The organism is Bacillus cereus G9842, assembly GCF_000021305.1.
In the GTDB taxonomy this organism is placed as follows: Bacteria; Bacillota; Bacilli; order Bacillales; family Bacillaceae_G; genus Bacillus_A; species Bacillus_A thuringiensis_S.
Map to the genome: position 1 here is coordinate 4,223,925 of NC_011772.1, position 25,528 is coordinate 4,249,452.

Here is a 25,528-nt window from a genome sequence, read left to right on the forward strand (position 1 = left end):
ATTATGTCATCCTCCTAAAACGGCGCATAATAGACTGCGAAATGATGTTCATAATAAAAGTAAACATAAATAAAGTTGCACCTACAGCATACATGCTGTAATACGTAACCGTTCCATGCGGAGCATCACCTAAACTTACTTGCACAATATAGGCTGTTAACGTTTGAATAGAATGTGTCGGATCAAGCGATACATTTGGTGTGGATCCTGCTGCAATTACAACGATCATCGTTTCACCAATTGCACGAGAAGCCGCTAATATAATTGCTGCCATAATCCCTGTAAAAGCGGACGGAAACACCACTTGTTTTACCATTTCAAACCGCGTCGCTCCGAGTGCTAATGAAGCTTCTTTCGTCCCTTTCGCCACAGATCTCATCGCGTCTTCAGATAGAGATGCAACTGTAGGCATCATCATAAATCCGATAACGATTCCTGGACTAATCGCATTAAAAAACTGTAAATCTGGTATAATCCTTTGTAAAAGCGGTGTAACAATTGTTAATGCAAAAAAACCGTATACAATTGTCGGGATACCTGCTAATAGCTCTAACATCGGCTTTAATATTTTCCGTGCACTATTTGAAGCATATTCGCTTAAAAATACAGCACACGCTAAACCGATAGGAATTGCCACAAACATAGCAAGCGCTGTTACAAGGAACGTTCCACATATAAGTGGTACTATACCAAATTTAGGATCTTCAAAAAATGGTAACCATTCTTTCTCCGTCAAAAAGGAGTATAGTGATATTTTTTGAAAAAACATGATTGTTTCATTAGAGAGCGTAAAAACAATTCCAAGTGTCGTCACAATAGAAACGCTAGCAATTATTTTTAGTAATAAAGGTACTATTCGATTGATTCGCTGCGTTTTTTTTCTTTGCTTTTTATTTCTTTCAATCAAATGTTGTACAGAAAATGTAATTTGATTTTTGTCATTATGAGCCAAAGATGAAAACCCCTTTCCACCCTGACATTACCTTTTTATTTCTGTTAACATACGCAGCTGTTCATTGTATTTTTCTTTTCGCAATTTTACATAACCGACCTCTTCAGCGAGGTTACCAACATGCTGAATCATAAACTCAACATAGTTTGCTACATTCATTTTATTTCGGATAGATGCATTATTCACATAAGTAAGTAGCGGCCTAGATAACGGCTTATATTTACCTGATTGAATGGTCTCTTTCGTCGGAAATACACCATTTACTTTTATTGCTTTCACCTTATCTCGATTAGCCATATAATAAGCATATCCTACAAAAGCAATGGCATGTTTATCATTCATTACCCCTTGCATAATAACTTGATCGTCTTCAGACAAAGAGACTTTTTTTACAATGCGATGATTTTGTAAGATGACATTTTGAAAATAATCATACGTACCAGAGTCTACGCCTGGTGCATAAAAGTTCACTTGTTCACGTGGCCATGTTGAATGAATTTGTGACCATCGCTTCTCACTTCCATCTTCACTCCACAGTAGACGTAACTCGTCTACTGACATATCGTCTACCCATGTATTGTGCCAATTCACAACAATTGTAAGACCATCGTTAGCCACCTCAAAAGGTGTGAATTGAATAGAATTTTTCTTCATTTCATTTTTCTCGACTTGTTTCATTACTCTCGAAGCATTATTTATATCTACTTCTCCTTTACCGAAACGATTAAATCCTCCCCCAGTTCCAGAAATACTGATGGAAATTTTCACGTCTGGATGCACCTTTGTATATTCCTCCGCTACTGCTTCTATAATAGGAAAAACCGTTGAGGATCCATCAACTCTCACTTCTCCCGTATTATTTAAAGCAAATGCAGTAGACATTTCAAAACAGAGGAACCATATTGATAGTACGAAAATTTTAATCGGTGTACGCATCCATTTCACGTGTTCTTCCTCCTAGAAGTAACCGGAAATAACAGGATTACAGATATAAGAATACTGCTAAACTATTAATTCGGTTTTAATTGTTTGTAAAAGTTTTGTAAAGTTCCACAAAGATCAACATACGATACAATTTTAATCAGTAGTAGCTATTCATTTTCTCTGATGATTTCCCTATAAAACAGTTATCCCCTATCTCATCATATACAAGTATCATTTATACGGCCGCGTGTTTTTCAGTGTTGTATACTTGTCCACATTTATTACACGATATGCATAAACCATAAAAAAAAGCACACTATCTTTTCAGATAGTGTGCTTTTTTACAATTTTTTTATTCATCATCTTGATCTTTATTTTTATTGTCTTTGTCATCTTTTGGAGTTTCACCATTTACTTCTTTGTTTTTCAAATCAAAGTAAGCGTCCATAATTTCACGACCAATATATCCATTAATACCAGTCTTATCATCATGTACCCACGGAACGACAACAGAGAATGCTACTTCTGGATCTTCAAGTGGCGCATAACCTACTAATGTTAGGTTATATGTTTCCACACGTTCACCGTTTGCCTTTCTACCAATCTCTTTATCTCCGCCATACACAGTTTGCGCGGTACCTGTCTTCCCTGCCGCTTTATATTTTGCACCTGTAAAGTATTTTGTAGCTGTACCACCTGAATCATTATACACTTGTCTAAATCCTTCTTGAACACGTTTAATTTGCGACTCTGGCATATCAACACGATTTAATACTTTCGGTTCCATAGATTGAACAACTTTCCCAACTTCATCTGGTTTCACTGCTGGTTGACGAATTTCTTTTACAACTTGTGGTTGCATACGATATCCGCCATTGGCAATCGTCGAAATATATTGCGCTAATTGAAGCGGTGTATACGTATCATACTGTCCAATTGATAAATCTAGTAAGAAACCTGGTTGACTACTTCTACCCATCTGACCAGCAGATTCATTGGGTAAATCAATTCCTGTTTTTACACCCAGTCCAAACTGTCCGAAATAATAACGCATCGTATCAAATGCTTTTTGAGGTATATCTAACGTACCACCTCTCACATATGGAACACCAGCGATATTCATCGCTGTTTTAAACATATAAACGTTAGAAGACATTTTTAAAGCTGTAAGGTCATTAATATATCCCATCGTTTTCCAAGACGACTTCGTAGGTGTACCTTTTAATTTAATTGGTTCATCCAATTGTACTGCCCCTGGTTGAATCGCACCAGTTTGATATCCAGTAAGTACTGTTGCACCTTTTACAGTTGACCCCATCGGATAAGAACTTGTCATGGTACCTAATGCAAAGTCATTTACTTTCGTTTGACCATCTTCATTAACTAATTGTTTCCCAGCCATGGATAAAACTTCACCATTTTTCGGATTCATCATTACAACGAATGCGCGATCTAAAAGAGGTTCGCTTCCTTTAAATCTCATTAAATTATTCGCAAGAATATCTTCTACACGCTTTTGTAATTCCATATCAATTGTTAAGTTCAAGTCATTACCACTTTGCCCTTTTGATACATTAATCGTTTCTAAAATATTACCGTTTTTATCTGTAACATTTCTAACTTCTGCTTTCGTACCGTGCAGGCTATCTTCATACTGTTGTTCAAGATAACTTTTGCCTACTCGATCATTCCGATTATAATCACGGACAAGATAGTAATCTAGTCTTTCTCTCGGTAAGCCTTCATCAGATGTCGACACCCCACCAAGTACACTTCGGAATAAATCATCGTACGTATATTTTCGATCCCAATCAACATTCGTATCTACACCTGGTAATGCTGCTAGGTTTTCACTAATAATCGAATATTCCTTTTCTGTAGCATCCTTTTTAATAACTTGAGGTGTCATTGCATATCCGCCGTCCATCTTACTTTTAATCGCTAATATTTCTAGATCTTTTGCGGATAATTGATTAATCTCTTCTTCTGTTACACGACTTCGCTGACGCTCGTCTAATTCTTTATCATCAATTTTTTTATCTTTAAACTCTTGACGATCTTTATTCGTAATTTTTTCTTTAGCTTCCTCTTTATGCATAGCAAGCCAATAATCTTTTTTATCGCGATCTGTTAATTTATCTGTCGGTACTTCAATCAAATCTGCTAGCTTTTTCGCTGTTTCTAAGCGATCCTCTGCCGTTGATCCTTTCATTTTTGTAAATGTAATAGTACGAATGGCTGCATTATCTACTACAGGTCGCCCATAACGGTCAAATATTTTCCCACGCGGTACAGGATTACTTATCGTTGAGTTTTCTTTCTTCTCCACTTCATTCTTATATTCTTCACCGCGAACAATTTGTACATATCCGAGCCTTACAATAACCGCGGAGAACATTAAAAACACGCAGAAAAACAGCACGTTTAACCGAAAAGGAACGTGGGTCTTTTTCTTATTTTGCTTCTGCTTCTTGCTCATACAAACCCCCTCTACCAACAGCTATGTAATGTGAAAGGGACACCTTCATACAGGTGTCCTCACTGCTGTTTTACATCTTTTTCTATTCTAGCATAAAACAAACGAGAAGTTAACCTTCTGGTTCAGTTTGATTCTGCGTAGTTCCTTGCGTTACAACACTTGTTTTATCTGCATTTTCCCCATCATATTTGACATTTTTAACTGCAAAATAAATAAGAAAATGTCCAGCACCTAAAATACATAATAAGTAAGGTAAACTTTTTTCAGGTGGAAAGAATAGTACAGCACATAAAAAACTTAAAATGGAACAGATTCTTCCGGCATTTAACCATAACTCCCGGACAACGACATATTCCACACGCCATTCTCTCGCATTTTTAGCTCTACCAATTACGTCATATGTCATTGACCCGTATGGAACAAGTAAAATAGGATATGCAACCGCAATACATGCCGCATAAATAAGTAATTTCGTGTATGTAACATTGAAAATAACTAAAAAGACGACAGCATATAAAATAATGCCCCCAAGTAAAATTGCTTTTTTTCGCCACTCTTTCTTTAACATGCGAGCGACCAAGTAATAACATACAAAGGATACAGCAGAGTTCACTAAACTATATTTCCCTAATGCGAACTCACTATTAGTTGCTAAATACACATATACTGAAATGACAAAAATAAACGTTCCTTCTCTCAATCCTTGGACAAAATGAGCTCGTGTAATCTTTCCCCAATTTTTATCAACTCTTCGTTCTTTCAATACTTGCACAATTTCATAACGCCCTTCACATTCTCTTTTAGATAAAAAGAAACTTAAGACGACAGCAATTGCAAATAAAACTAATGAAAGAAAGAATATAACAGTATAACCACTCCATTTCTCCATGCGTGAAATTGTGTATCCTGCTGCTATTGGTCCAATCATCCCAGAGAAAGATGTAAGAAGTCCAAGAAATCCATTAAAGAAATCTCTTGTTTCTGGTTCTGTAATTTCAAATGTCAATAAGTTAAAAGCCAACCAGTAAAAACCGTATCCTACTCCTAAAAGAGCCCCCATTAATAAAATATACTGAGAAGCACTTTTTCCAGCCACTAAAACAACGATAAAAAAAATTGCGAGCGTTCCTACTCCTATTCGTAATAAAATCGAGCGATCGATACGTTTCGCTAATTTCCCCCCTACAAGAAATGTGAGAGGCTGTAATACAACGCTGGCCAAATTATACAAGCCAAGATTCACATAATTTTGTGTTTGCTTCCATAAATAAATATTTACAAACGTATTCGATAAAGAAATTGCGAGCGTGTATAAACCTCCTATAAGGAGCAATAACACTAAATCCCGATTCACTTCAACGTCACCAATTATATGTTTCCACTTCATACACAACTCTCCTTTACTTCATGTTCTAGTCTTCCAAAGACAAGCCCAATTATGTAAAAGGAAAGCATAGAAAAAAGCTAGGGGCTCTCCCCTAGCTTTTTTCTATATTTATTACGATTATTTTGCTTCTTGGTAACGTTTTTCAGCAGCGTTCCAATCTACAACGTTCCAAAATGCGCCGATGTAGTCTGGACGACGGTTTTGGTAGTTTAAGTAGTAAGCGTGCTCCCAAACATCTAAACCGATAACTGGAGTTTTACCTTCAGTTAAAGGAGAATCTTGGTTTGGAGTGCTTGTTACTTCTAACTCACCATTGTTTACTACTAACCAAGCCCAACCAGAACCGAAGCGAGTTGCGCCAGCTTTTGCGAATTCTTCTTTGAATGCATCGAAGCTACCGAATTTCGCTTCAATTGCAGTTGCAAGTTCACCTACAGGTTGTCCTCCGCCGTTTGGAGATAAGATTGTCCAGAAGAATGTATGGTTAGCGTGTCCGCCACCATTGTTACGTACTGCTGTACGGATCGCTTCTGGTACTTCGTTTAAGTTTGCAACTAATTCTTCTACGCTTTTGTCAGCTAATTCTGCATGACCTTCTAAAGCAGCGTTTAAGTTTGTAATATACGTATTGTGATGTTTTGTATGATGGATGTTCATTGTTTCTTTGTCAAAGTGAGGCTCTAAAGCATCATACGCATAAGGTAAATTTGGTAATTCGTGTTTTGCCATTGTTATATTCCTCCCAGTTTATGTATTGCCACTTAGTGACATACAACTTCATTCTACCCTAATTGCCATAGGGTGCAAACAAATAAATCACATTGTCTTGCTATCATTAAAGTAGCAAAATTCCCACTTCTTTTCAATTAAAATGCTCATATATTCCGTAAAAAAAGCTTCCTTCTACAAGGAAGCTTCCTGCTAACATAATAAACATGCGAAATGGATATGGACCCTGTAGGACTCGAACCTACGACCGGACGGTTATGAGCCGTCTGCTCTAACCAGCTGAGCTAAGGGTCCATAATTATGTATGTAACAACATATCAAATAAAGGAATTCCTATCGGATATGCCCTTTAAGAAAGGTAAGATAAATTTACCATATAGAAAAGAAAAGTGTCAATTGTATTTTTCTTATTTAAAAGAAGAAAGTTAATAAAAAGAAATTTAGTTATCTCCACTATATGTAAATATAATATATCTTGAGATTCTCTAGATTCCTACGTTACAATGATTTTATACATACATAAAGGAAGTGAATCTATGTCCATATTTACCCAATTCGTAAAAAGCATATACTCGCCTAAAGATATGGCGCTATTCCGTTTTCAAAAAATCGGTAAAACCATTTTGTATATTATGCTACTTTGCTTAATTACTACTATTCCAAGAACTTTTTTGTACGGTAGTTTTATCCAAGATGGTGTAGGCATGGTAAATCAAGTCATCGATAAAGATTTACCTGACTTTAAGATTGAAAATGGCGAACTAAAAGCCGATATTGATCAACCCATTGAAAAAGAAGAAGGAAATGCACTTTTCGTATTTGATCCAAATTCAACAGACCTAGAAAAATATCAAAATAAAACAGGTTTATTTGTTTTAAAAGATAAAGTAGTCTCTATGGGAAATGGTCAAACACAAACGTATTCTTATAACGATTTGTTAGGTGCATCTCTTGAGAAAAAAGATCTACAAGAATTTATTTCTTTATTCGATAATATTTATCCAATTTTATTATTCGTTATCGGATTCTTAGTGTACCTATTCCAATTATTCATCACTTTTGTAGGCGTGACCTTACTTGCGTTCATCGGTTCTGCTATGAGCGGTCAACGTAAACTATCCTATAAACAAGTTTGGACACTAACTGCATACAGCTACACAATCCCAACCATTTTCTTCATGATTATGGATTTATTCAAAATCGTCGTACCTGGGGCAACATTCATTTATATCGCTGTTGTTTTAATCGTTCTATACTTAACGATTAAAGAGGTACCCCAACCGAAAGAAAAATAAAAAAATGCCTAAATAGGCATTTTTTTTTTGGACAAGCATATATTCCTAGCAAAGGAGTGAAGAATATGAAGAGGTTAGGTATATTCCTATTCGTGCTTGTTCTCGGTTATGTATTTTATTACGATATAAAAATCGGTACTTTACCGATGTTAAGTTCATATAAAAAAACAACCTCTGCCCAAACGATTAAAAAAGAGAACGCAGACAGCCAACAAAATAAAGAGAATAAAACAGAAAAAGAAACGGATACATCTTATAAAACAATTGAAGTAAAAACTGGTGAGACAGTTCTTTCTATTACAGAACAAATTAACAAGAAAAAAATTCCTTCCATAGAAAAAGTCATTGACGACTTTAAACTATTAAACAAAAGTACATCTGCTACAAAAATCCAAATTGGAAAGTCTTATAAATTCCCGTTATATCAATAAGCTATCACTTAATCCTTGTCAATTACATAAAGGCGCTGATACAATAGTAAAAGTGAAACCGAGCACTTCGGTTTCTATAGCCCTATATCACGTATACTATCATTGATATGAGGGACTAAATAAGAAACTTCTTTTATAAGGAGAGCGATCTATTCGTGAATGAAATGACTCATCGTACAAAAACACGTCCAGTTAAAGTCGGTAATTTAACAATCGGCGGTAATAATGAATTAATTATACAAAGTATGACAACAACAAAAACACATGATGTTGAAGCAACAGTTGCTGAAATCAAGCGTTTAGAAGAAGCCGGCTGTCAAGTCGTCCGCGTTGCCGTTCCAGATGAACGCGCAGCAGATGCTATTGCTGATATAAAAAAACAAATCAACATTCCACTTGTTGCTGATATTCATTTTGATTATCGCCTTGCTTTAAAAGCAATTGAAGGTGGCATTGATAAAGTACGTATCAATCCAGGTAATATTGGTCGTCGCCATAAAGTAGAAGCTGTTGTAAATGCAGCAAAAGAGCGCGGTATTCCAATCCGTATTGGTGTAAACGCCGGTTCATTAGAGCGTCACATTTTAGAAAAGTACGGGTACCCAACTGCAGATGGTATGGTTGAGAGCGCGCTACATCATATTAAAATTTTAGAGGACTTAGATTTCCACGATATTATCGTATCTATGAAAGCCTCTGATGTTAACTTAGCAATCGAAGCATACGAGAAAGCTGCTCGCGCTTTTGATTACCCATTACATTTAGGTATTACAGAATCTGGAACATTGTTTGCTGGAACTGTAAAAAGTGCCGCTGGTCTTGGAGCAATCTTAAGTAAAGGCATCGGAAATACACTACGTATTTCATTAAGTGCTGATCCAGTTGAAGAAGTAAAAGTTGCTCGTGAATTATTAAAATCATTCGGTCTTGCGTCTAACGCAGCGACACTTATCTCTTGTCCAACTTGTGGTCGTATTGAAATCGATTTAATTAGCATCGCTAACGAAGTGGAAGAATACATCTCTACACTTCAAGTACCAATTAAAGTTGCAGTACTTGGTTGCGCTGTAAATGGCCCTGGTGAAGCTCGTGAAGCTGATATCGGTATTGCTGGTGCACGTGGAGAGGGATTATTATTCCGTAAAGGGCAAGTCGTTCGTAAAGTACCAGAAGAAACAATGGTAGAAGAACTGAAAAAAGAAATCGACGTAATTGCTGCTGAAATGGCTGCTGAACGAGAAAAAGAAAAAGAGACACAAGAACAATAAAAAGAAGGTTGCCACAATATTTGTGAGCAACCTTCTTTTCTACGTAAAAAAGCTCGTCAGTTATATAACCGACGAGCTTTTACTTTGCACATTTTGGACAACGACCATATATTTCAAACTTATGACCCGTTACTTCATAACCAGTAAAATCTTTATTCATAAAATCCATTGGGCAGGAAGTAATCTCTTTCGTCCCCCCACAATCCAAACAAATAAAATGATGATGATGTTCCATAATAGAACAAGTAAAACGAAAATGTTTTTCACCATTTAATTCCGTTTGTTCTAAAACACCAATCTCAGCAAAAACTGTTAAGTTACGATAAATCGTATCAAAACTAAGCCCTGGATAGTCGTCTTTCATATGCTCTAAAACGTCTTTCGCAGTTAAATAACGATTATGTGCTGCAAATAATCTGAGCATCTCTTCTCTTTTTCCAGTATGTTTGTATCCTTTTTCTTTCATTAGGCGTAAAGCTTCCGTTAGATTCATACCTATCCCTACTTTATGCAGTTTTTTTCTTCTTCCATAAAATCGCACCGATTAAAATAAGAACTGCTATCATAACAATTGTACCACCTGGCGCTAAATCAAGTTGATACGAAGCAAACATTCCACCAATAACTGCAATTTCACCAAATAAAATGGAAAAGAAAATTGTTTGTTTAAATCCTTTAGCAATACGAATACTCGCTGCAACTGGCAACGTCATTAATGATGATACGAGAAGAACCCCTACTACACGCATTGATACTGCAATGACAAGAGCAACTAATATAATGAAAATAAAGTGAATCCATTTCGCTCTTAAACCAGTTGATACTGCGTATTCCTCATCAAATGATAGTAGAAACAGCTCTTTATATAATAAAATAATTGTCGCAACAACAACAATTGCTACAATCCCAATAATAATTAAATCCGTACTTGTTACAGCACTAACACTACCAAATAAATAACTAAATAAGTCTGTGTTAAATCCATTTGCAAGTGAAATGAAAATAACTCCAACTCCCATCCCTGCCGAAAGGATAATCGGAATTGCTAATTCTTGATAGTGCTTATATACAGTTCTTAACTTTTCGATTAGTAGCGCTCCACCAATTGAAAAAATCATCCCCATATATAAGGGGTTTAAAAATCCACCTGTAAAAATGGTTTTTTCAAGTAATAAACTTGCTGCAATACCTGATAACGTCACGTGACTTAATGCATCCGCAATAAGAGATAAACGACGAATAACAACAAACACACCAATTAGCGGTGCAACAAGTCCAATTAAAATACCTGCGTATAAAGAATTACGTAAAAAGTCATATTGTAAAAAATCTTGTATCATTATATCCTCCCGTGATGCTCATGTTCGTGTTCTAAACGATGAACATGATGTCCATATAAGACGGACATTTCTGCATCTTCTAACTCTCGGAACTTCTCTACATTTCCATGGAAATGTAGATGTTGGTTTAGGCATGCAACATGTGTTACTTTTTCGGTAACAGCTCCCATATCATGAGTAACAAGAATTAATGTGATTCCCAACCTTTTGTTTAAATCCTCTAATATTTCGTAAAAACTTTCCACATTTTTTACATCAATTCCAACAGTAGGCTCGTCTAAAATAAGCAATTCAGGATCACTAACGAGCGCACGAGCAATAAATACACGCTGTTGCTGTCCACCAGAAAGCTCTCCAATGTTACGACCTTGAAACTCACTCATCCCTACATCAGCAATTGCTTTTTCTACCTTTTTCTTATCTTCTTTTGTGAAAAAGCGAAAAAGCCCTTTTTTCGAAACAAGTCCCATTGACACAACTTCAGAAACAGTTGCTGGAAAACCAGAATTGAAACTATTTGCCTTTTGGGATACATAACCAACTTTGTTCCATTCCTTAAACTTCTTACTATCAACGCCAAACACGCGAATGCTTCCTTCTTTTGGCTTTAAAACGCCTAATAAACACTTAAGTAAAGTTGATTTACCTGAACCATTCGGTCCCACTAAACCTAAAAAAGCTCCCTTCGGAACTTGCAAATTAATATTTTCTAACACATTCCGATCTTCGTATCGGAATGTTAAACCTTCAATCTCTAATATATTATTCATAGCATCTCACCTATTTTAATTCAGAATGATTCCGATTTATATCTATTTGAATTATAGTACAGCTTATTATAGTTGTAAACCAATCTGCCTAAAATATATCTATTTTTTCAAGAAACCTTACTATTATAACAAAAAGCAGAGAAAAATTCTCTGCTTTCGAAAAATATTCCTATAAATTTTTAGTGAATAGCCGATTTAAACTTACCACCATTTGTCTCTTGCGTGTTCATAATCGTCACAAACGCATTTTCATCAATTTCATGCACAATTGATTTTAACTTCGTCACTTCTAGACGCGTTACAACTGCATAAATAACTTCTTTTTCTTTATCCGTGTAACCACCTTTTGCTACCAGCTTTGTAGTTCCACGGCCAAGACGATGCAAAATCGCGTTTGATACTTCCTCGTATTGATCAGATACAATTAAAACCGCCTTCGTTTCATCTAGCCCTTGAATTACTGTATCGATCGTTTTAAATGCAATATAGTAGGTCATAACAGAATACATCGCTTGTTCCACACCAAACACAAATGCTGCCCATGCAAAAATAAATAAGTTCACAAACATTACGAATTCACCAACAGAGAACGGTAATTTCTTCGTTAATAAAATCCCCATAATTTCAGTTCCATCTAACGACCCACCATGACGAATTACAAGTCCTACACCAAGACCTAAAATAAGCCCACCAAACACTGTCGCTAAAATAGGTTCTGTTGTAAATGGTGGCACCGCATGTAACGTTGACTCAATGAAAGCTAACGCTACAATACCAAATGTCGAAGATAACATAAATGTTTTTCCAATTTGCTTATAACCCGAATACATAAATGGGATATTGAGAACAACGACTAAAGTAGAAAAACTTAACCACCAAATGTTAGGAGTAAGATAATCTAATATAAGAGAAATACCAATAATTCCACCATCAATAATTTTATTTGGCATTAAAAATAGTTCAATCGCTACCGCCGCGCATGCTGCTCCAAAAATAATCATAACTAAACGATAAATGAGATGAATAACACTTTCTTTTCGATGTTGCTTTTGCTCCATAGGTCCTCCCTTTACTCTTTTTCTGTAGTTTTGTCCTTATATTATAACATACGCTTCTTTTCCTCATGAAAAAAGAAACTCCATACGAATATGTACAAGCTATATGCTCATATATTTCGATAGAAGAACGCGTGAAGGAGGATAACAAGATGAACCTCATAAAACAAATTGTTAATAAAAAATTAAATCATATTTCTACAAAAGAGTTATTAAAATATAGCAAAGAATATGAAGTTTCTATTACGACTGCACAAGCTGACCAAATCGTTTTACTTATGAAAGGTAAAAATATTAATATTTACGATAACAACGAGCGACTAGAGCTCTTAAAACAGATCGCAAGAGTAACTTCCCCTGCCACTGCCCAACAAGTAAATACATTATTTCAGCAACTACTAAAATAAGGAGGGGATTTCCCCTCCTTATTGTGCTTTAATTTTTTCAAGAATCCCTTCATCAAAATTACCGTTTTTCAGCATTTCGATTTCCAATTTGTATGGTGGTTTCTTATCTTTTTTATCTTCCCCTACATACGGTGTTTCAAGAATTTTTGGTACATGCATTAACTGTGGATGATGTACAATGTGATGCAATGCTTTATACCCAATGTGACCAAATCCAATATTTTCATGACGGTCTTTTCCTGCTCCGCGTACATTTTTACTATCGTTAATATGAAGTACTTGTAAACGATCTATACCAACGATCTTATCAAATTCGTTTAACACGCCGTCAAAGTCATTTACAATATCATATCCTGCATCGTGCGTATGGCACGTATCAAAGCATACAGATAGCTTTTCATTATATTTTACACCATCAATAATCTTTGCAATTTCTTCAAAGCTACGACCGCATTCTGTTCCTTTTCCTGCCATCGTCTCTAATGCAATGTTAACCGTCTGTTCTGGCGTTAATACTTCATTAAGCCCTTTAATAATTTGTTGAATACCAGCATCTGCTCCAGCACCAACGTGCGCTCCTGGGTGAAGAACAATTTGTTTCGCCACACCTAATGCCGATGTTCTTTCAATTTCCATACGAAGGAAGTCTACACCTAATTGGAATGTTTCTGGCTTTGTCGTATTCCCAACATTAATAATATACGGTGCATGGACGATAATCTCCTCAATTCCATTCAGCTCCATATGTTTTCTTCCTGCTTCTATGTTCAATTCTTCAATTGGTTTTCTTCGTGTATTTTGCGGTGCACCTGTATAAATCATAAACGTCGTTGCACCATATGAAACAGCCTCTTCACTTGCTGCTAATAACATTTTCTTACCACTCATGGAAACATGAGATCCAATCTTTAACATACAATCACCTCTTCAATATACAATAGATATAATGATAGCATAATTTGTAGAAATATGTAGTGAATTGTTTGTTCACAAAAGACGCACTACACAAATTTATTTGACTATTTAAACAGACTATACTTTTCATTTAAATTAGCGGGATTAAAAAAAGATAAGGGAAACCCCTTATCTTTTTTTATTGCTATATTTTCTCTTCACTTTGTCACGTTCTGTTGCAAGTTTACGTTTATAGTTTGGTTTTACTTTTTTCGGTTTTTTAATAACTTTTGTTGCCATAACATCAAGTTCGTCATTTGGTTTTTTACGGCTCTTACGACGACGACGCTCACCTAAATCCGCCCACTCATCTCCACGTAAATCTACATGTTTAAACTCGATATGACGTTGTTTTTCTAAGCTATCTAACGCTTCTTCGTTTGCTGGATCATAAATCGTCACTGCAATACCAGAATGCCCCGCACGTGCTGTTCTTCCAACGCGGTGAACGAAGAAATCTAAATCTGATGGTAGCTCATAGTTAATAACATGGCTAATCCCTTCAATATCAATACCACGTGCTGCTAAATCAGTCGCAACAATATATTGGAATTCAAGGTCACGAATTTGTTTCATCATTTTTTTACGATCACGTGGTGATAAATCCCCGTGAATTCGTCCAACTTTTAAGCCGCGTTCCATTAATCCATCAGCAACTTGATCCGCCATCTTTTTCGTATTCGTGAAAACAACTGCTAAATACGGTTTAAATTGAAGTAGCATTTTATTCACTAAATCAATTTTATTACGATGTTTAGAAGGCACTAAATAGTGTTCAATGTTTCCAGCTGCAACTTGTTTTGGATTGATATGAATATGCTCTGGATTCTCCATATATTTCTTCAGAAACGGTTTTAGTTTTTGAGGAATTGTTGCAGAGAAAACTAGCATTTGCAAGTTTTTAGGCATACGTGCTGCAATTTTATCTACATCATGAATAAATCCCATATCAAGCATTAAGTCTGCTTCATCGACAATAATCGTATTTGCTTTATGAACAAATAATGCTTGTTCTTCAACTAAGTCTTTAATACGCCCAGGTGTCCCAACTACGATATGAGGTTGTTTTTTCAATTTTTCAATTGAACGTTGTTTATCAGTTCCACCAATTAAACAACGCGCTGTAATCATTTGATCTTCCGCACAGAATTTTGTTAATTTCACAATCTCTTCGTAAATTTGTTGTGCTAACTCACGAGTAGGTGCTGTAATAACAAGTTGTACTTCTTCACGGCTTGCATTAATTCTGTTTAATGTAGGAAGTAAGTATGCATGTGTTTTCCCAGAACCTGTTTGGGATTGCCCAATTACACTTACACCTTTTTTCACGACCGGGAAAATTTTCTGCTGAATTCCTGTCGGCTCTGTAAAGCGTAGTTCACGAACTGCATCTATTAAAAATGGTTTAAAATCATACTGTGTAAAAGTTTTTTGTGTCATAAGTTACACCTTCTTTCTAAAATTTCTACTGCGCGCACAAATCAGTCAAGTCTACATTATATCGAAATCTACAAGTAAAATCCATCTTTAGTTTAGGTTTTCACTTCAAAAACTAACCTTCTTCCCTTTTATTGCATATTGTATGTGTATATACCTAACTGAAGAAAGGAGGATTTCTCACATGTTTCCGAAATCCCCTACAAGGCAAATGTATCCGAATCAAGGACAACAACCTTATACACCATATCCCATTCCACAACTACCACCAATGGCGCAAAAAAAGAAAGGTTTTCTTGCTAAGCTTTTTAAAAAACACGATCCAACCGAGCCTTTTATGCAAATGGTTCCGCCTTACCGACAAATGGAAGGCCCACCGATGATGCATCAGCAACCACCGCCGCAGCAATATCAACAGCAATATCAGCAGCAATACCAGCAACAATATCCTCAGCAACATCCACAATATCAACCATACATGCAGCAACATCCTGAGCAAATGATACCGCCTCAAATGTATGAATCAAATGAAACGCGCGGCGGGGCAGCAACTACAGCTGCAGCAAGCAGTGGCATCGGCAGTTTTTTTTCGAATTTAATTTCGAATCCAACTAATATGATAAATAACATCGAAAAAGTATCCCAAGTCGTTCAATCTGTAGGTCCTGTCGTCGAACAGTACGGTCCTATTATGCGTAGTCTACCAAGCATTGTTAAAATCCTCACCTCTGGAAAAAGTACGGAAGAAAATCAAACGGAAAATGTAACAGAGCCAGTTGAGGTAAAAAGTCCGCCTCCTACACCTCAAAAAAAGAAACGAAAACGAAAGAAAATAGTGATTGAACCTGTAATAGAAAAAGAGTTACCGAAAGAACCAGTTCAACAAACAGCAACAAAACCAAAACTATATGTGTAACAATCCTTTGTTTTCTATCCACTCCTCCTTTATAATGTAAAAGACTATGCACAAAAGTATCCCTTGTTTAGAAGGAGAGGATTACTCATATGAAAATTGTTAAAATTTCCCCTCGTGGTTATTGCTACGGTGTTGTCGATGCAATGGTAATTGCACGTAACGCCGCATTAGATAAATCATTGCCGAGACCCATTTATATTTTAGGTATGATTGTTCACAATAAACATGTTACAGACGCTTTTGAAGAAGATGGAATCATCACATTAGACGGTCCAAGTCGCTTAGAAATTTTAGATAAAATTGATTCTGGTACTGTTATTTTCACTGCACACGGTGTTTCTCCAGAAGTTAAACAACGTGCAAAAGAAAAAGGTTTAACAACAATCGATGCCACTTGTCCAGATGTTACCAAGACGCATGACCTTATCGAAGCTAAGAAAGCGGAAGGGTATCATGTCATTTATATCGGTAAAAAAAATCATCCAGAGCCAGAAGGCGCAGTCGGTATTGCACCTGACATCGTTCACCTTATCGAAAGAGCCGATGATTTAAAAACATTAGAAATCCCAACAGATAAAATTTTAGTAACGAATCAAACAACAATGAGTCAATGGGATGTTCAACATTTGATGGAGGACATTCAAAAAAAATTCCCAACAGCAGAATTCCATAAAGAAATTTGTTTAGCAACCCAAGTTCGCCAAGAAGCTGTCGCTAAACAAGCTGATGTTGCAGACTTAACAATTGTTGTTGGTGATCCGAAAAGTAACAATTCAAATCGCTTAGCACAAGTATCACAAGAAATCGCAGGTACAAAAGCATATCGAGTTGCTGATGTAAGCGAAATCCAATTAGAGTGGCTACAAGGTGTAGAAAACGTAGCTGTTACAGCAGGCGCTTCTACTCCAACTCCAATTACAAAAGAAGTTATCGCTTTCTTAGATCAATATGACCCAATGAATCCCGCTACATGGGAGAGAGTTCGAAAAGTACCGTTACAAAAAATATTACCTCGTGTAAAAGTGAAAAAAGAACAATAATAAAAACCGTTGCCTATATGAGCAACGGTTTTTATTTTTCTTATACAAATGTAAATGGATCTGTATGTAATTGCGAAGCATGAATGTGTACATTGAGTTTCTTTGCATCCACTTTTTCTTGTAATTGCTTTCGCACACCTTGCTTCATTACTTTTTCAACGTTATGTCCTGGGTCAACTATATTTAAACCGAGCATCATCGCATCATGAGCAACATGATAATACATGTCACCTGTTACATATACATCCGCTCCTTTAAATTTAGCTTGATTGATGTATTTGTTACCATCACCACCAAGTACAGCTACTTTGCGCACTTTATCATCTAATTTCCCAACAACTCGTGCACCCTTTACATCTAATGATTGCTTTACATGTTCTGCAAACTGTCCAAGTGTCATTTCTTCTTTTAAGTATCCTATTTTCCCAAGCCCTAATGTTTCGCCTTTGTTATCAAGTGGATACACATCATACGCTACTTCTTCATATGGATGTGCCGTTACCATCGCTTTAATCACTTTTCGTTGTAGTGAAACTGGAATAATCGTTTCGATTCGCACTTCTTCTACGCGCTCTAACTGTCCAGTTTCCCCTACATAAGGATTTGTCCCCTCTTGAGGTACAAACGTACCTGTACCCTCGCTACTAAACGTACAGTGGCTATAATTGCCGATATGACCAGCACCTGCGTCTCCTAATGCTTTTCGTACTTCTTCTGCATGAGTTACTGGCACAAACACAACAACTTTTTTCATTTCTTCCGCATATGTTGGTGCTAGAACTTCTGTATTTTGCAACCCTAACGCCTCAGCAAGTAAATCATTTACTCCGCCCTTGGCAACATCCACATTTGTATGCGCTGCATAAATGGCAATATCATTTTTAATACACGTTTCAATAATTCTTCCGTACGCTTTATCTGTATGAATCGCTTTTAACGGATTAAAAATTAAAGGATGATGCGCGATAATGACATTCGCTCCTAATTGAATCGCTTCCTCCACAACTTCCTTCGTTACATCTAACGCAATCAATACGTGTTGTACAGATTTATTAAGCGCTCCAATCTGCAGACCAATTTTATCTCCTTCCATCGCCAAATGCTTCGGATACATACTTTCAAATAAAGAAATAATTTCATGGCCGTTTGGAATTTTACTCATGATAAAATCTCCCCTATCATTTTCATTTTCGCTTCTACTTCTGCACGTTTCGCTTTTGTTTCTTCAGAATTAGCCGCACGTTCTAACTGTTTTAAAATATTTTGGAAGTTTTTCAATTCCCCTTCCCATTTCTCACCAAAAGCTTCATTTTTCTCTTTTATTAGAAATGGCCCCATAAACAACCCCGCTTGTTTATTTTCCGAGTAAGGTGCTTCGACATTTCCTCGCTCTCCTACTAAAATCTCGTAAATTTTCCCATCTTCTTTTACGATTTTTTCATGGATAAGCTCCCAACCATTTTCAACAAACCATTCACGAATATGATGTGCTGCAATATTCGGCTGTAAAATTAAACGTGTTACACCTTCTAATTTTTCTTTACCACTTTCTAAAATGTCACGAATTAACGCTCCGCCCATTCCAGCAACCGTAATAACATCTACTTCTCCTGGCGCGATAACAGCTAATCCATTCCCTTTACGTACATCTACTTTATCTTGTAAGCCACTTTCAGCTACAGTTGCTTGTGCAGAACGAAATGGTCCATCTACAACTTCTCCTGCAACTGCTTTTGTAGCAATATTATTTATAATTGTATAACACGGTAAATACGCATGATCCGATCCAATATCAGCAACTGTAGATCCTACTGGTATTTCACGCACAACTTCTTCTAATCGTTTTGAAAGCTTTACTTCATTCATGTATTTCCATTACTCCTTCTCTTGTCAGTCTGTCTCCATGATAATGAATTTATAGTAGTTGTTGCAAGCCCATAACAACAATTCACTTCTATATCATTCATCGTATTTTAGAAAATATAGAAAAACAAGCCCTTTGCATAAGCAAAAGGCTTGTCATACGGGACTTTATTTTTTCTTCGATAACCAATCAGCTACTTTAGTGGCTTGATCAGCTGGAACTATATTGGCAGGCATATTGCCCTTTCCTTTCGAAAGAATTTCTTTAATTTCATCCTTTGAAAGTTTCCCACCAATTTTTTGTAAGTTAGGTCCTACCGCCCCTTGTAACTGATCACCGTGGCAGCTCGTACAGCTTTGCTTCACAATATCCTCTGGTTTTGATGCTGTTTGTGCTGGCTTCCCGCCATTTTTTGCATCAGCTAACTCTTTAGATTTATTTAGCCCCTGAAATGAAAATACAAACATAACGATAATACCTAGTGCTGCAATAAGAGCGAACGGAATCAGCGGATTACGTTTCATATCTCTTCTCCCCCCTCTATACCCCTAAATAGTTAGATGATTCAGTCATTTCCATTGTACTTGAAAACGCTCTATCAGAAAAGAGTAAACTACTACTTGTTAAAAATATTCCATAAATTCAGTTTATTGTTTTTTATTGTCATATAGCTTATTATTTCGATAATTATTAACGTTTCTCATCATATTTTTCGCTTTTCTACATATATTTTTGTATAGAATAAACAAAATTAATCGAAAAATCGAAAAATGAGCATTTGCAAATCAAAAGACAATTCTGTAAAATAAATTACAAGAAATTGTAATCGTTGCCGATAGCTAAATTTTAACAAAAATTAACAAAATAAAAAAGTTTACTTCACAAAGGTGAAGTAAACTTAAAAAATAACCTATTCTAAGAAATCCTTAAGACGCTTACTACGACTTGGATGTCTTAATTTGCGAAGTGCTTTTGCTTCAATTTGACGGATACGCTCTCTCGTTACGCCGAATACTTTCCCAACTTCTTCAAGCGTACGAGTTCGTCCATCATCTAAACCGAAACGAAGACGCAGAACATTTTCTTCACGATCTGTTAGTGTATCTAACACATCTTCTAATTGTTCTTTTAGCAATTCATAGGCTGCATGGTCCGCAGGCGATGTTGCTTCTTGGTCTTCAATAAAGTCACCTAAATGGGAGTCATCTTCTTCACCAATTGGTGTTTCAAGAGAAACTGGCTCCTGTGCAATTTTTAAGATTTCACGTACTTTTTCTGGAGCAAGATCCATTTCTTCACCAATCTCTTCAGGAGACGGTTCGCGACCTAAATCTTGTAATAATTGACGTTGTACACGAATTAACTTATTAATCGTTTCAACCATATGAACTGGAATACGAATTGTTCGCGCTTGGTCTGCAATGGCACGTGTAATAGCTTGGCGAATCCACCAAGTTGCATACGTACTAAATTTGAAACCTTTACGATAATCGAACTTTTCAACAGCTTTAATTAGACCCATATTACCTTCTTGAATTAAGTCTAAGAAAAGCATACCACGGCCTACGTAGCGCTTTGCAATACTTACTACAAGACGTAAGTTTGCTTCTGCAAGACGACGTTTCGCTTCTTCATCGCCTTCTTCAATACGCGTTGCAAGTCGAATTTCTTCTTCTGCAGATAGTAAGTCTACACGACCAATTTCTTTTAAATACATACGAACAGGATCGTTGATTTTAACCCCAGGTGGTACACTTAAATCATTGAGGTCAAACTCTTCTTCTGTTTTTGTAATTTGGCGATTATTAGGGCCTTCTTCGTTGTCATTATCACCAACTAAGTCAATGCCTTGTTCACCTAAATATTCATAGTATTCATCCATTTGATCGGATTCAATTTCAAATCCATTCATGCGTTCTGCAATCTCTTCATATGTAAGAACGCCACGTTTTTTTCCGAGCTCAGTGAGTTGCTCTTTCACTTGCTCAAGGGTCATTTCAGTTTCAATTTGTTTAGAACGAGCTGGTTTGTCAGCCATCTGTTCCCCTCCTTACGCGAGATACAAACATTCATTATACTAAAACTTTATCAAAAAAGCTATTTTCTCGCTTTTTGATTTTGTAAATATGCTACATAATATTTAGCAGCCTCTACAGGATCTGTTTTTTCCATTTGTTTCACTTTAAAGATGATCTCCATCTTTTCAAGTTTTTCCTGATGGCGTCTAAGCGTCTCCAAATGGCCTTGCAACACTTCTTCTGTGTATTCTGGATTAATAAATTCATCCGTCGAAATATCAGTGATAATATTTTTCAACTTTTCATCAGAGAGCCAACTTAAAAATGTTCCGACTGAAGGTTCATTTCCCTTTTCATAATATGCGTATAGTTCATATAAAATCCCTTTATGTTCTTCTGTATGAAAATCTTCTATATGGGATTCCATACGAACAGCTACTTCTGCACTTTGCAACATATGGTAAATAATTTCTCTTTCCGCTCTTTCAAAACCTGTTAACTTCGGTTTTGTTTGAACGACTTGAGACGGTTTAGCAACCTGCTTTATTTGTTTTTGCTGTACCTTTTGTTCTTTGCGATATTGGTGCAATTGATTCAAAAGTGTTTCCATTGAATACGAAAATTCTTGCGATAATGACTTCAAATATGACTCTGCCTGCATCGCATCTTGTAACAACGATAACTCTTTTAAAACACTTTTCACATATTCTTCTTTGCCAGACTCATCTTGCAAATTTTTCCCTAAACGCAAATAATTTATTTTAAAACCAACAAAACTCACACTTGATTTCACAAGATTTTCAAAAGCGGTAGTCCCATATTGTTGCACATATTCATCAGGATCAAGCTTATCTGGCAAGGATGTGACTTTCACTTGGCAACCAACTTTTAGCAATAATTGCCCTGCTTTCATCGTCGCTTCTCGCCCTGCTTTATCACCATCATAGCAAAGAACAACAGTTTCAACGTTACGTCGCAGAAGTTTTGCTTGTTCTTCAGTTAAAGCCGTTCCCATTGTCGCAACGGCTTCTTCCACGCCACTTTTTACCGCAGCTAGTACATCGGCATATCCTTCAAAAAGAACCACTTGCCCACGCTTTCTAATAAACGGTCTTGCTTGGTGGAAGTTATACAACAATTTACTTTTGTGAAAAATTGGCGTTTCCGGGCTATTTAAATATTTTGGAGTGTCATCTCCTAACGCCCTTCCACTAAACGCTATCACCTTACCTTGTAACGTATAGATCGGGAACATAACTCTTCCACGGAAGCGATCGTAATGACTACCATCCTTCTCACTTCTTATTAGAAGGCCAGCTTGTTCCATACTAGACAGCGATAAACCTCTTTTTTGTAAAATTTTCGTCGCTGCATCCCAAGCAGGTGATGCATAACCAATTTCAAACTTCTCAATCATCTCTTTCGTAATACCACGGTTTAATAAATATGAAAGTGCTTCATTTCCCTCTTCCGTATTTACTAATAAATGATGATAATACTTTTTCAATAATTCATGAGCTTGTTGCATGATGACAGTGTCATCAGATATGTCTTCTTGTTGTCCTTGCCCTGATGTGTACTCTGCAACCGCAATTCCATTTCTTTCGCCTAGCTTTTGAACAGCCTCGGTAAAAGCCAGTCCTTCCATTTTCATTAGAAATGAAAATACATTTCCGCCTTCTCCACATCCGAAGCAATGAAAAATTTGCTTATCAGATGAAACAGAGAATGAAGGAGAATTCTCACCATGAAATGGACAAAGGCCGAAATAGTTACGCCCCTGTTTTCTAAGTTGAACGTATTCACCAATTACTTCTACAATATCGGATGATGTCCGAATCTGTTCAACAACTTCTTCGGGAATTCTGTTCCCCATAACTCCATCTCCGTGTCGTATTTTGTATTCGATATAAATTAAAAAATTCCTTTATAATTCGACAATATTTTTCTAAACTTGTTAGAAAGTGTTGCCGATTACATTGTATAAACGGTTTTGAACCTTTCCTATAGGTCCTTTATCTGCATAAATCGCAGATACATACCTGCTATATAAAATTGTATACATTTGCTCATCTGTTACAAATGTACCTCTTAGAAACAATACATATACACCTTTTTACAAGAAGAGTAGCAAGTCACATATACTGTTTGATCTTGAGATCTGTAGCTTTTTCATGTTGATCCATATAACAATCAACTCCATTTTGTTCAGTATCTACAAAGATCCAATTGCCTTGCTATTTCCTTAAAGGATGAGCATATGATGCGACAAACAAAATTCCGACATGAAATTCCGCTCCAACTTGCACAATTTCATTCTTCACGGGACATGCATCTATACCAACTAATATGTTGTTGATGTTTTGCATATTTCTGTATTCTACATCCCTTCTGTGAATCCTTCCATAATGTGCGTTTTCTTGTATAGATTTTGTCGATTTAACGTAATTACATGTCTTTTTCGTAAATCCTATCCCTAGTTTATTCTGAAAAATTAAAGTCTAAACGTAAAATATAGGTTTTTATCACAATTTTTTATTATAATATATTTTCTTCAACTACGCTACATATCCCTTTATTTTTTCATCTTACATTTCAGGATGACAAACTCACACCTTGAATATACTAAAAGACAAAGGAGTATAAGTATAACCATTACACTACAATCTATTACAAAATCCATAGATATCATATTTCACCAGAGCGAAAAAAGCACATTCACCTTTGGTAAATGTGCTAAAACATTTTTTGGTTTTGCACTGCATTCACAATAATATTTGCTGTTTCTTCAATCGCTTTATTGGATACATCGATTACTTGGCAATTTATTTTACTAATTACTTCCTCAAAGTGATCAATTTCTTCTTGAATACGATTAATATTTGCATACGTTGCTCCATCACTTAATCCAAGTGATTTTAATCGTTCTTTTCGAATATGATTTAACTTATCTGGCGTAATTTTCAAACCGAAACATTTTTCTTTTGCCACTTGATATAGTTCTTCAGGTGGGTCAACTTCTGGTACGAGTGGTACATTCGCAACTTTCAAGCGTTTGTTATGAGCTAAATATTGAGAAAGTGGTGTTTTTGATGTACGCGAAACACCAATCAACACGATATCTGCTTTTAAAATACCTCTTGCATCTCTGCCGTCATCATACTTCACAGCAAACTCAATCGCTTCAATTTTTTTAAAGTATTCTTCATCTAACCTACGGACAACACCTGGCTCATACCTCGGCACTTGCCCCGTAATTTCTTCAATTTGATCAATAAGAGGGCCGATAATATCGTATGCCTCTACCCCTTCTCTTGCAGCCTCCGTCACTAAATACTGGCGCATATCAGGCTTAACTAACGTAAAACATATAAGTGCTTGATTACTCTTAGCAATCGAAATCACTTCTTTTAATGTCCCTGTATCTTCTACATACGGTACACGTCTAATATCAGGAGCAAACGGGAATTGCCCCATTGCTGCTCGAACAACCAAATCAGCCGTTTCCCCTACAGAGTCAGATACGACATATACGATTTTATTATCCATTACATTACCTCACTTTAAACAAATTACACTTATTCGTTATTTACTAAATTTACAAACGCACGTGTAATATTTGTTTTTGTAATTCGCCCAATCACTTCTAAACCTTGTTTCGTATCTTTTACAACTGGCATTGCATCAATCTGTCTTTCTATTAATTCCATCGCAATATCATATAAAGAATCCTCTCTACGACACATCGCAATGTTTGGCATCCTTGTCATGATAATATTAACCGGAAGAGAGGTTAAATCCTGCTTTCCTAAGCTCGCTCTTAATAAATCTTTACGAGACACAACCCCAACTAATAGAGTCATCTGATCTACAACGAACAATGTACCAACGTCCTCTAAAAACATCGTACAAATTGCATCGTATACGGAAACATTTTTATCAATTACAACCGGTCTAGATTGATAATCTTGTACTTTAATTTTCTTAACAGCTTCAGATAATAGCTGTCCCCCAGTTTTACCCGTATAAAAATAACCTACACGTGGACGTGCTTCTAAATAACCAGCCATCGTTAAAATTGCTAAGTCTGGTCTTAGCGTCGCACGTGTTAGACCCAATTGCGCTGCAATTGATTCCCCTGTAATAGGACCGTGATCTTTTACAATCTGAATGATATGTTCTTGCCGTTTATTCAGCTCTATGATAATCACCACCTTTAATGCACAACGAAAAAAGTTATACTATCTCTTAAATATTATATA

General features: G+C 36.2%; 25 protein-coding genes and 1 tRNA gene. 6 read left to right on the plus strand and 20 right to left on the minus strand.

All coding sequences use genetic code 11. From position 1 onward, the window contains the following. Nucleotide 1: 1 nt before the first annotated feature. The 6 genes from pstC to BCG9842_RS21300 all read right to left on the minus strand — a co-directional run bounded on the left by pstC (nt 2) and on the right by BCG9842_RS21300 (nt 6,765). Nucleotides 2-952 (minus strand): phosphate ABC transporter permease subunit PstC, encoded by a 951-nt coding sequence (gene pstC, locus BCG9842_RS21275; protein ID WP_000940890.1) that lies wholly within the window; start codon nt 950-952, stop codon nt 2-4. Between the two features lie 27 nt (nt 953-979). Next, the gene (locus BCG9842_RS21280; protein ID WP_000871825.1) at nt 980-1,897 is read right to left on the minus strand and encodes a PstS family phosphate ABC transporter substrate-binding protein; all 918 of its coding nucleotides are present in this window, start codon (nt 1,895-1,897) and stop codon (nt 980-982) included. Between the two features lie 331 nt (nt 1,898-2,228). Beyond that, complete coding sequence (locus BCG9842_RS21285; RefSeq protein WP_000038981.1) at nt 2,229-4,355, minus strand: peptidoglycan D,D-transpeptidase FtsI family protein; 2,127 nt, start codon at nt 4,353-4,355, stop codon at nt 2,229-2,231. A 109-nt stretch (nt 4,356-4,464) separates the two neighbouring features. Beyond that, a complete protein-coding gene (locus tag BCG9842_RS21290) occupies nt 4,465-5,742 on the minus strand; it encodes an MFS transporter (RefSeq protein WP_000871390.1) in 1,278 nt (425 codons plus the stop codon). A gap of 117 nt (nt 5,743-5,859) precedes the next feature. Next, complete coding sequence (gene sodA, locus BCG9842_RS21295) at nt 5,860-6,471, minus strand: superoxide dismutase [Mn] (protein ID WP_001052031.1); 612 nt, start codon at nt 6,469-6,471, stop codon at nt 5,860-5,862. Nucleotides 6,472-6,691: 220 nt separating this feature from the next. Beyond that, nucleotides 6,692-6,765 (minus strand) — tRNA-Ile (locus BCG9842_RS21300). Nucleotides 6,766-7,007: 242 nt separating this feature from the next. Between BCG9842_RS21300 and yqgB the strand changes: the two genes are divergently transcribed. From yqgB to ispG, 3 genes are all read left to right on the plus strand, one after another. Then, nucleotides 7,008-7,766, plus strand: coding sequence for a protein YqgB (gene yqgB, locus BCG9842_RS21305; protein WP_000021895.1), 759 nt, complete (start codon nt 7,008-7,010; stop codon nt 7,764-7,766). Nucleotides 7,767-7,831: 65 nt separating this feature from the next. Further along, nucleotides 7,832-8,197, plus strand: coding sequence for a protein YqfZ (yqfZ, locus tag BCG9842_RS21310; RefSeq protein ID WP_000825421.1), 366 nt, complete (start codon nt 7,832-7,834; stop codon nt 8,195-8,197). Nucleotides 8,198-8,361: 164 nt separating this feature from the next. Next, nucleotides 8,362-9,465, plus strand: coding sequence for a flavodoxin-dependent (E)-4-hydroxy-3-methylbut-2-enyl-diphosphate synthase (ispG, locus tag BCG9842_RS21315; protein WP_153578351.1), 1,104 nt, complete (start codon nt 8,362-8,364; stop codon nt 9,463-9,465). A gap of 79 nt (nt 9,466-9,544) precedes the next feature. On the opposite strand, the gene BCG9842_RS21320 is transcribed toward ispG, so the two are convergent. From BCG9842_RS21320 to BCG9842_RS21335, 4 genes are all read right to left on the minus strand, one after another. Beyond that, complete coding sequence (locus BCG9842_RS21320) at nt 9,545-9,958, minus strand: Fur family transcriptional regulator (RefSeq protein WP_001054516.1); 414 nt, start codon at nt 9,956-9,958, stop codon at nt 9,545-9,547. Between the two features lie 13 nt (nt 9,959-9,971). After that, nucleotides 9,972-10,805: a metal ABC transporter permease gene (locus tag BCG9842_RS21325; RefSeq protein WP_000613815.1), complete on the minus strand. Its 834-nt coding sequence runs from the start codon at nt 10,803-10,805 to the stop codon at nt 9,972-9,974. Continuing rightward, nucleotides 10,805-11,575 (minus strand): metal ABC transporter ATP-binding protein, encoded by a 771-nt coding sequence (locus BCG9842_RS21330; protein ID WP_001059662.1) that lies wholly within the window; start codon nt 11,573-11,575, stop codon nt 10,805-10,807. Before BCG9842_RS21330 ends, BCG9842_RS21325 begins: the two co-directional genes overlap by 1 nt. Nucleotides 11,576-11,754: 179 nt before the next feature. Further along, nucleotides 11,755-12,633: a YitT family protein gene (locus BCG9842_RS21335; protein WP_000435962.1), complete on the minus strand. Its 879-nt coding sequence runs from the start codon at nt 12,631-12,633 to the stop codon at nt 11,755-11,757. Nucleotides 12,634-12,782: 149 nt separating this feature from the next. On the opposite strand from BCG9842_RS21335, the gene BCG9842_RS21340 reads away from it, so the two are divergent. Beyond that, nucleotides 12,783-13,037, plus strand: a complete 255-nt coding sequence (locus BCG9842_RS21340; RefSeq protein WP_001048959.1) for a DUF2624 domain-containing protein — start codon at nt 12,783-12,785, stop codon at nt 13,035-13,037. A gap of 18 nt (nt 13,038-13,055) precedes the next feature. Here the strand turns inward: BCG9842_RS21340 and BCG9842_RS21345 are convergent, their stop codons facing one another. Both BCG9842_RS21345 and BCG9842_RS21350 read right to left on the minus strand, forming a co-directional pair. Further along, a complete protein-coding gene (locus BCG9842_RS21345; protein WP_000912458.1) occupies nt 13,056-13,952 on the minus strand; it encodes a deoxyribonuclease IV in 897 nt (298 codons plus the stop codon). Between the two features lie 168 nt (nt 13,953-14,120). After that, nucleotides 14,121-15,431 carry a DEAD/DEAH box helicase gene (locus BCG9842_RS21350; RefSeq protein ID WP_000192443.1) on the minus strand — a complete coding sequence of 437 codons (1,311 nt, stop codon included), beginning with the start codon at nt 15,429-15,431 and terminating at the stop codon, nt 14,121-14,123. 181 nt (nt 15,432-15,612) lie between these two features. On the opposite strand from BCG9842_RS21350, the gene vrrA reads away from it, so the two are divergent. Together vrrA and BCG9842_RS21360 are read left to right on the plus strand one after the other, a co-directional pair. Then, nucleotides 15,613-16,344: a VrrA/YqfQ family protein gene (gene vrrA / locus BCG9842_RS21355; RefSeq protein ID WP_000484178.1), complete on the plus strand. Its 732-nt coding sequence runs from the start codon at nt 15,613-15,615 to the stop codon at nt 16,342-16,344. An 89-nt stretch (nt 16,345-16,433) separates the two neighbouring features. Beyond that, a complete protein-coding gene (locus BCG9842_RS21360) occupies nt 16,434-17,384 on the plus strand; it encodes a 4-hydroxy-3-methylbut-2-enyl diphosphate reductase (RefSeq protein ID WP_000706658.1) in 951 nt (316 codons plus the stop codon). A gap of 40 nt (nt 17,385-17,424) precedes the next feature. Here BCG9842_RS21360 and BCG9842_RS21365 read toward each other — a convergent pair whose 3' ends face one another. The 8 genes from BCG9842_RS21365 to BCG9842_RS21395 all read right to left on the minus strand — a co-directional run bounded on the left by BCG9842_RS21365 (nt 17,425) and on the right by BCG9842_RS21395 (nt 25,477). Next, on the minus strand, nt 17,425-18,546 hold the full coding sequence (locus tag BCG9842_RS21365) for a Nif3-like dinuclear metal center hexameric protein (RefSeq protein ID WP_000036250.1): 1,122 nt from the start codon (nt 18,544-18,546) through the stop codon (nt 17,425-17,427). Further along, complete coding sequence (locus tag BCG9842_RS21370; protein WP_001006546.1) at nt 18,543-19,250, minus strand: tRNA (adenine(22)-N(1))-methyltransferase; 708 nt, start codon at nt 19,248-19,250, stop codon at nt 18,543-18,545. The genes BCG9842_RS21365 and BCG9842_RS21370 overlap by 4 nt, the downstream gene beginning before the upstream one ends. A gap of 165 nt (nt 19,251-19,415) precedes the next feature. Beyond that, a complete protein-coding gene (gene cccA, locus BCG9842_RS21375) occupies nt 19,416-19,772 on the minus strand; it encodes a cytochrome c550 (protein WP_000828142.1) in 357 nt (118 codons plus the stop codon). 386 nt (nt 19,773-20,158) lie between these two features. Beyond that, nucleotides 20,159-21,286 carry an RNA polymerase sigma factor RpoD gene (gene rpoD, locus BCG9842_RS21380; RefSeq protein ID WP_000764066.1) on the minus strand — a complete coding sequence of 376 codons (1,128 nt, stop codon included), beginning with the start codon at nt 21,284-21,286 and terminating at the stop codon, nt 20,159-20,161. A gap of 59 nt (nt 21,287-21,345) precedes the next feature. Beyond that, the gene (gene dnaG, locus BCG9842_RS21385; RefSeq protein ID WP_000528221.1) at nt 21,346-23,142 is read right to left on the minus strand and encodes a DNA primase; all 1,797 of its coding nucleotides are present in this window, start codon (nt 23,140-23,142) and stop codon (nt 21,346-21,348) included. A gap of 81 nt (nt 23,143-23,223) precedes the next feature. Further along, nucleotides 23,224-23,367, minus strand: coding sequence for a hypothetical protein (locus BCG9842_RS31410; RefSeq protein WP_000479749.1), 144 nt, complete (start codon nt 23,365-23,367; stop codon nt 23,224-23,226). A 635-nt stretch (nt 23,368-24,002) separates the two neighbouring features. Further along, complete coding sequence (locus BCG9842_RS21390) at nt 24,003-24,815, minus strand: pyruvate, water dikinase regulatory protein (protein ID WP_000368949.1); 813 nt, start codon at nt 24,813-24,815, stop codon at nt 24,003-24,005. A gap of 29 nt (nt 24,816-24,844) precedes the next feature. Further along, the gene (locus BCG9842_RS21395) at nt 24,845-25,477 is read right to left on the minus strand and encodes a helix-turn-helix transcriptional regulator (RefSeq protein WP_000583756.1); all 633 of its coding nucleotides are present in this window, start codon (nt 25,475-25,477) and stop codon (nt 24,845-24,847) included. Nucleotides 25,478-25,528 lie beyond the last annotated feature (51 nt).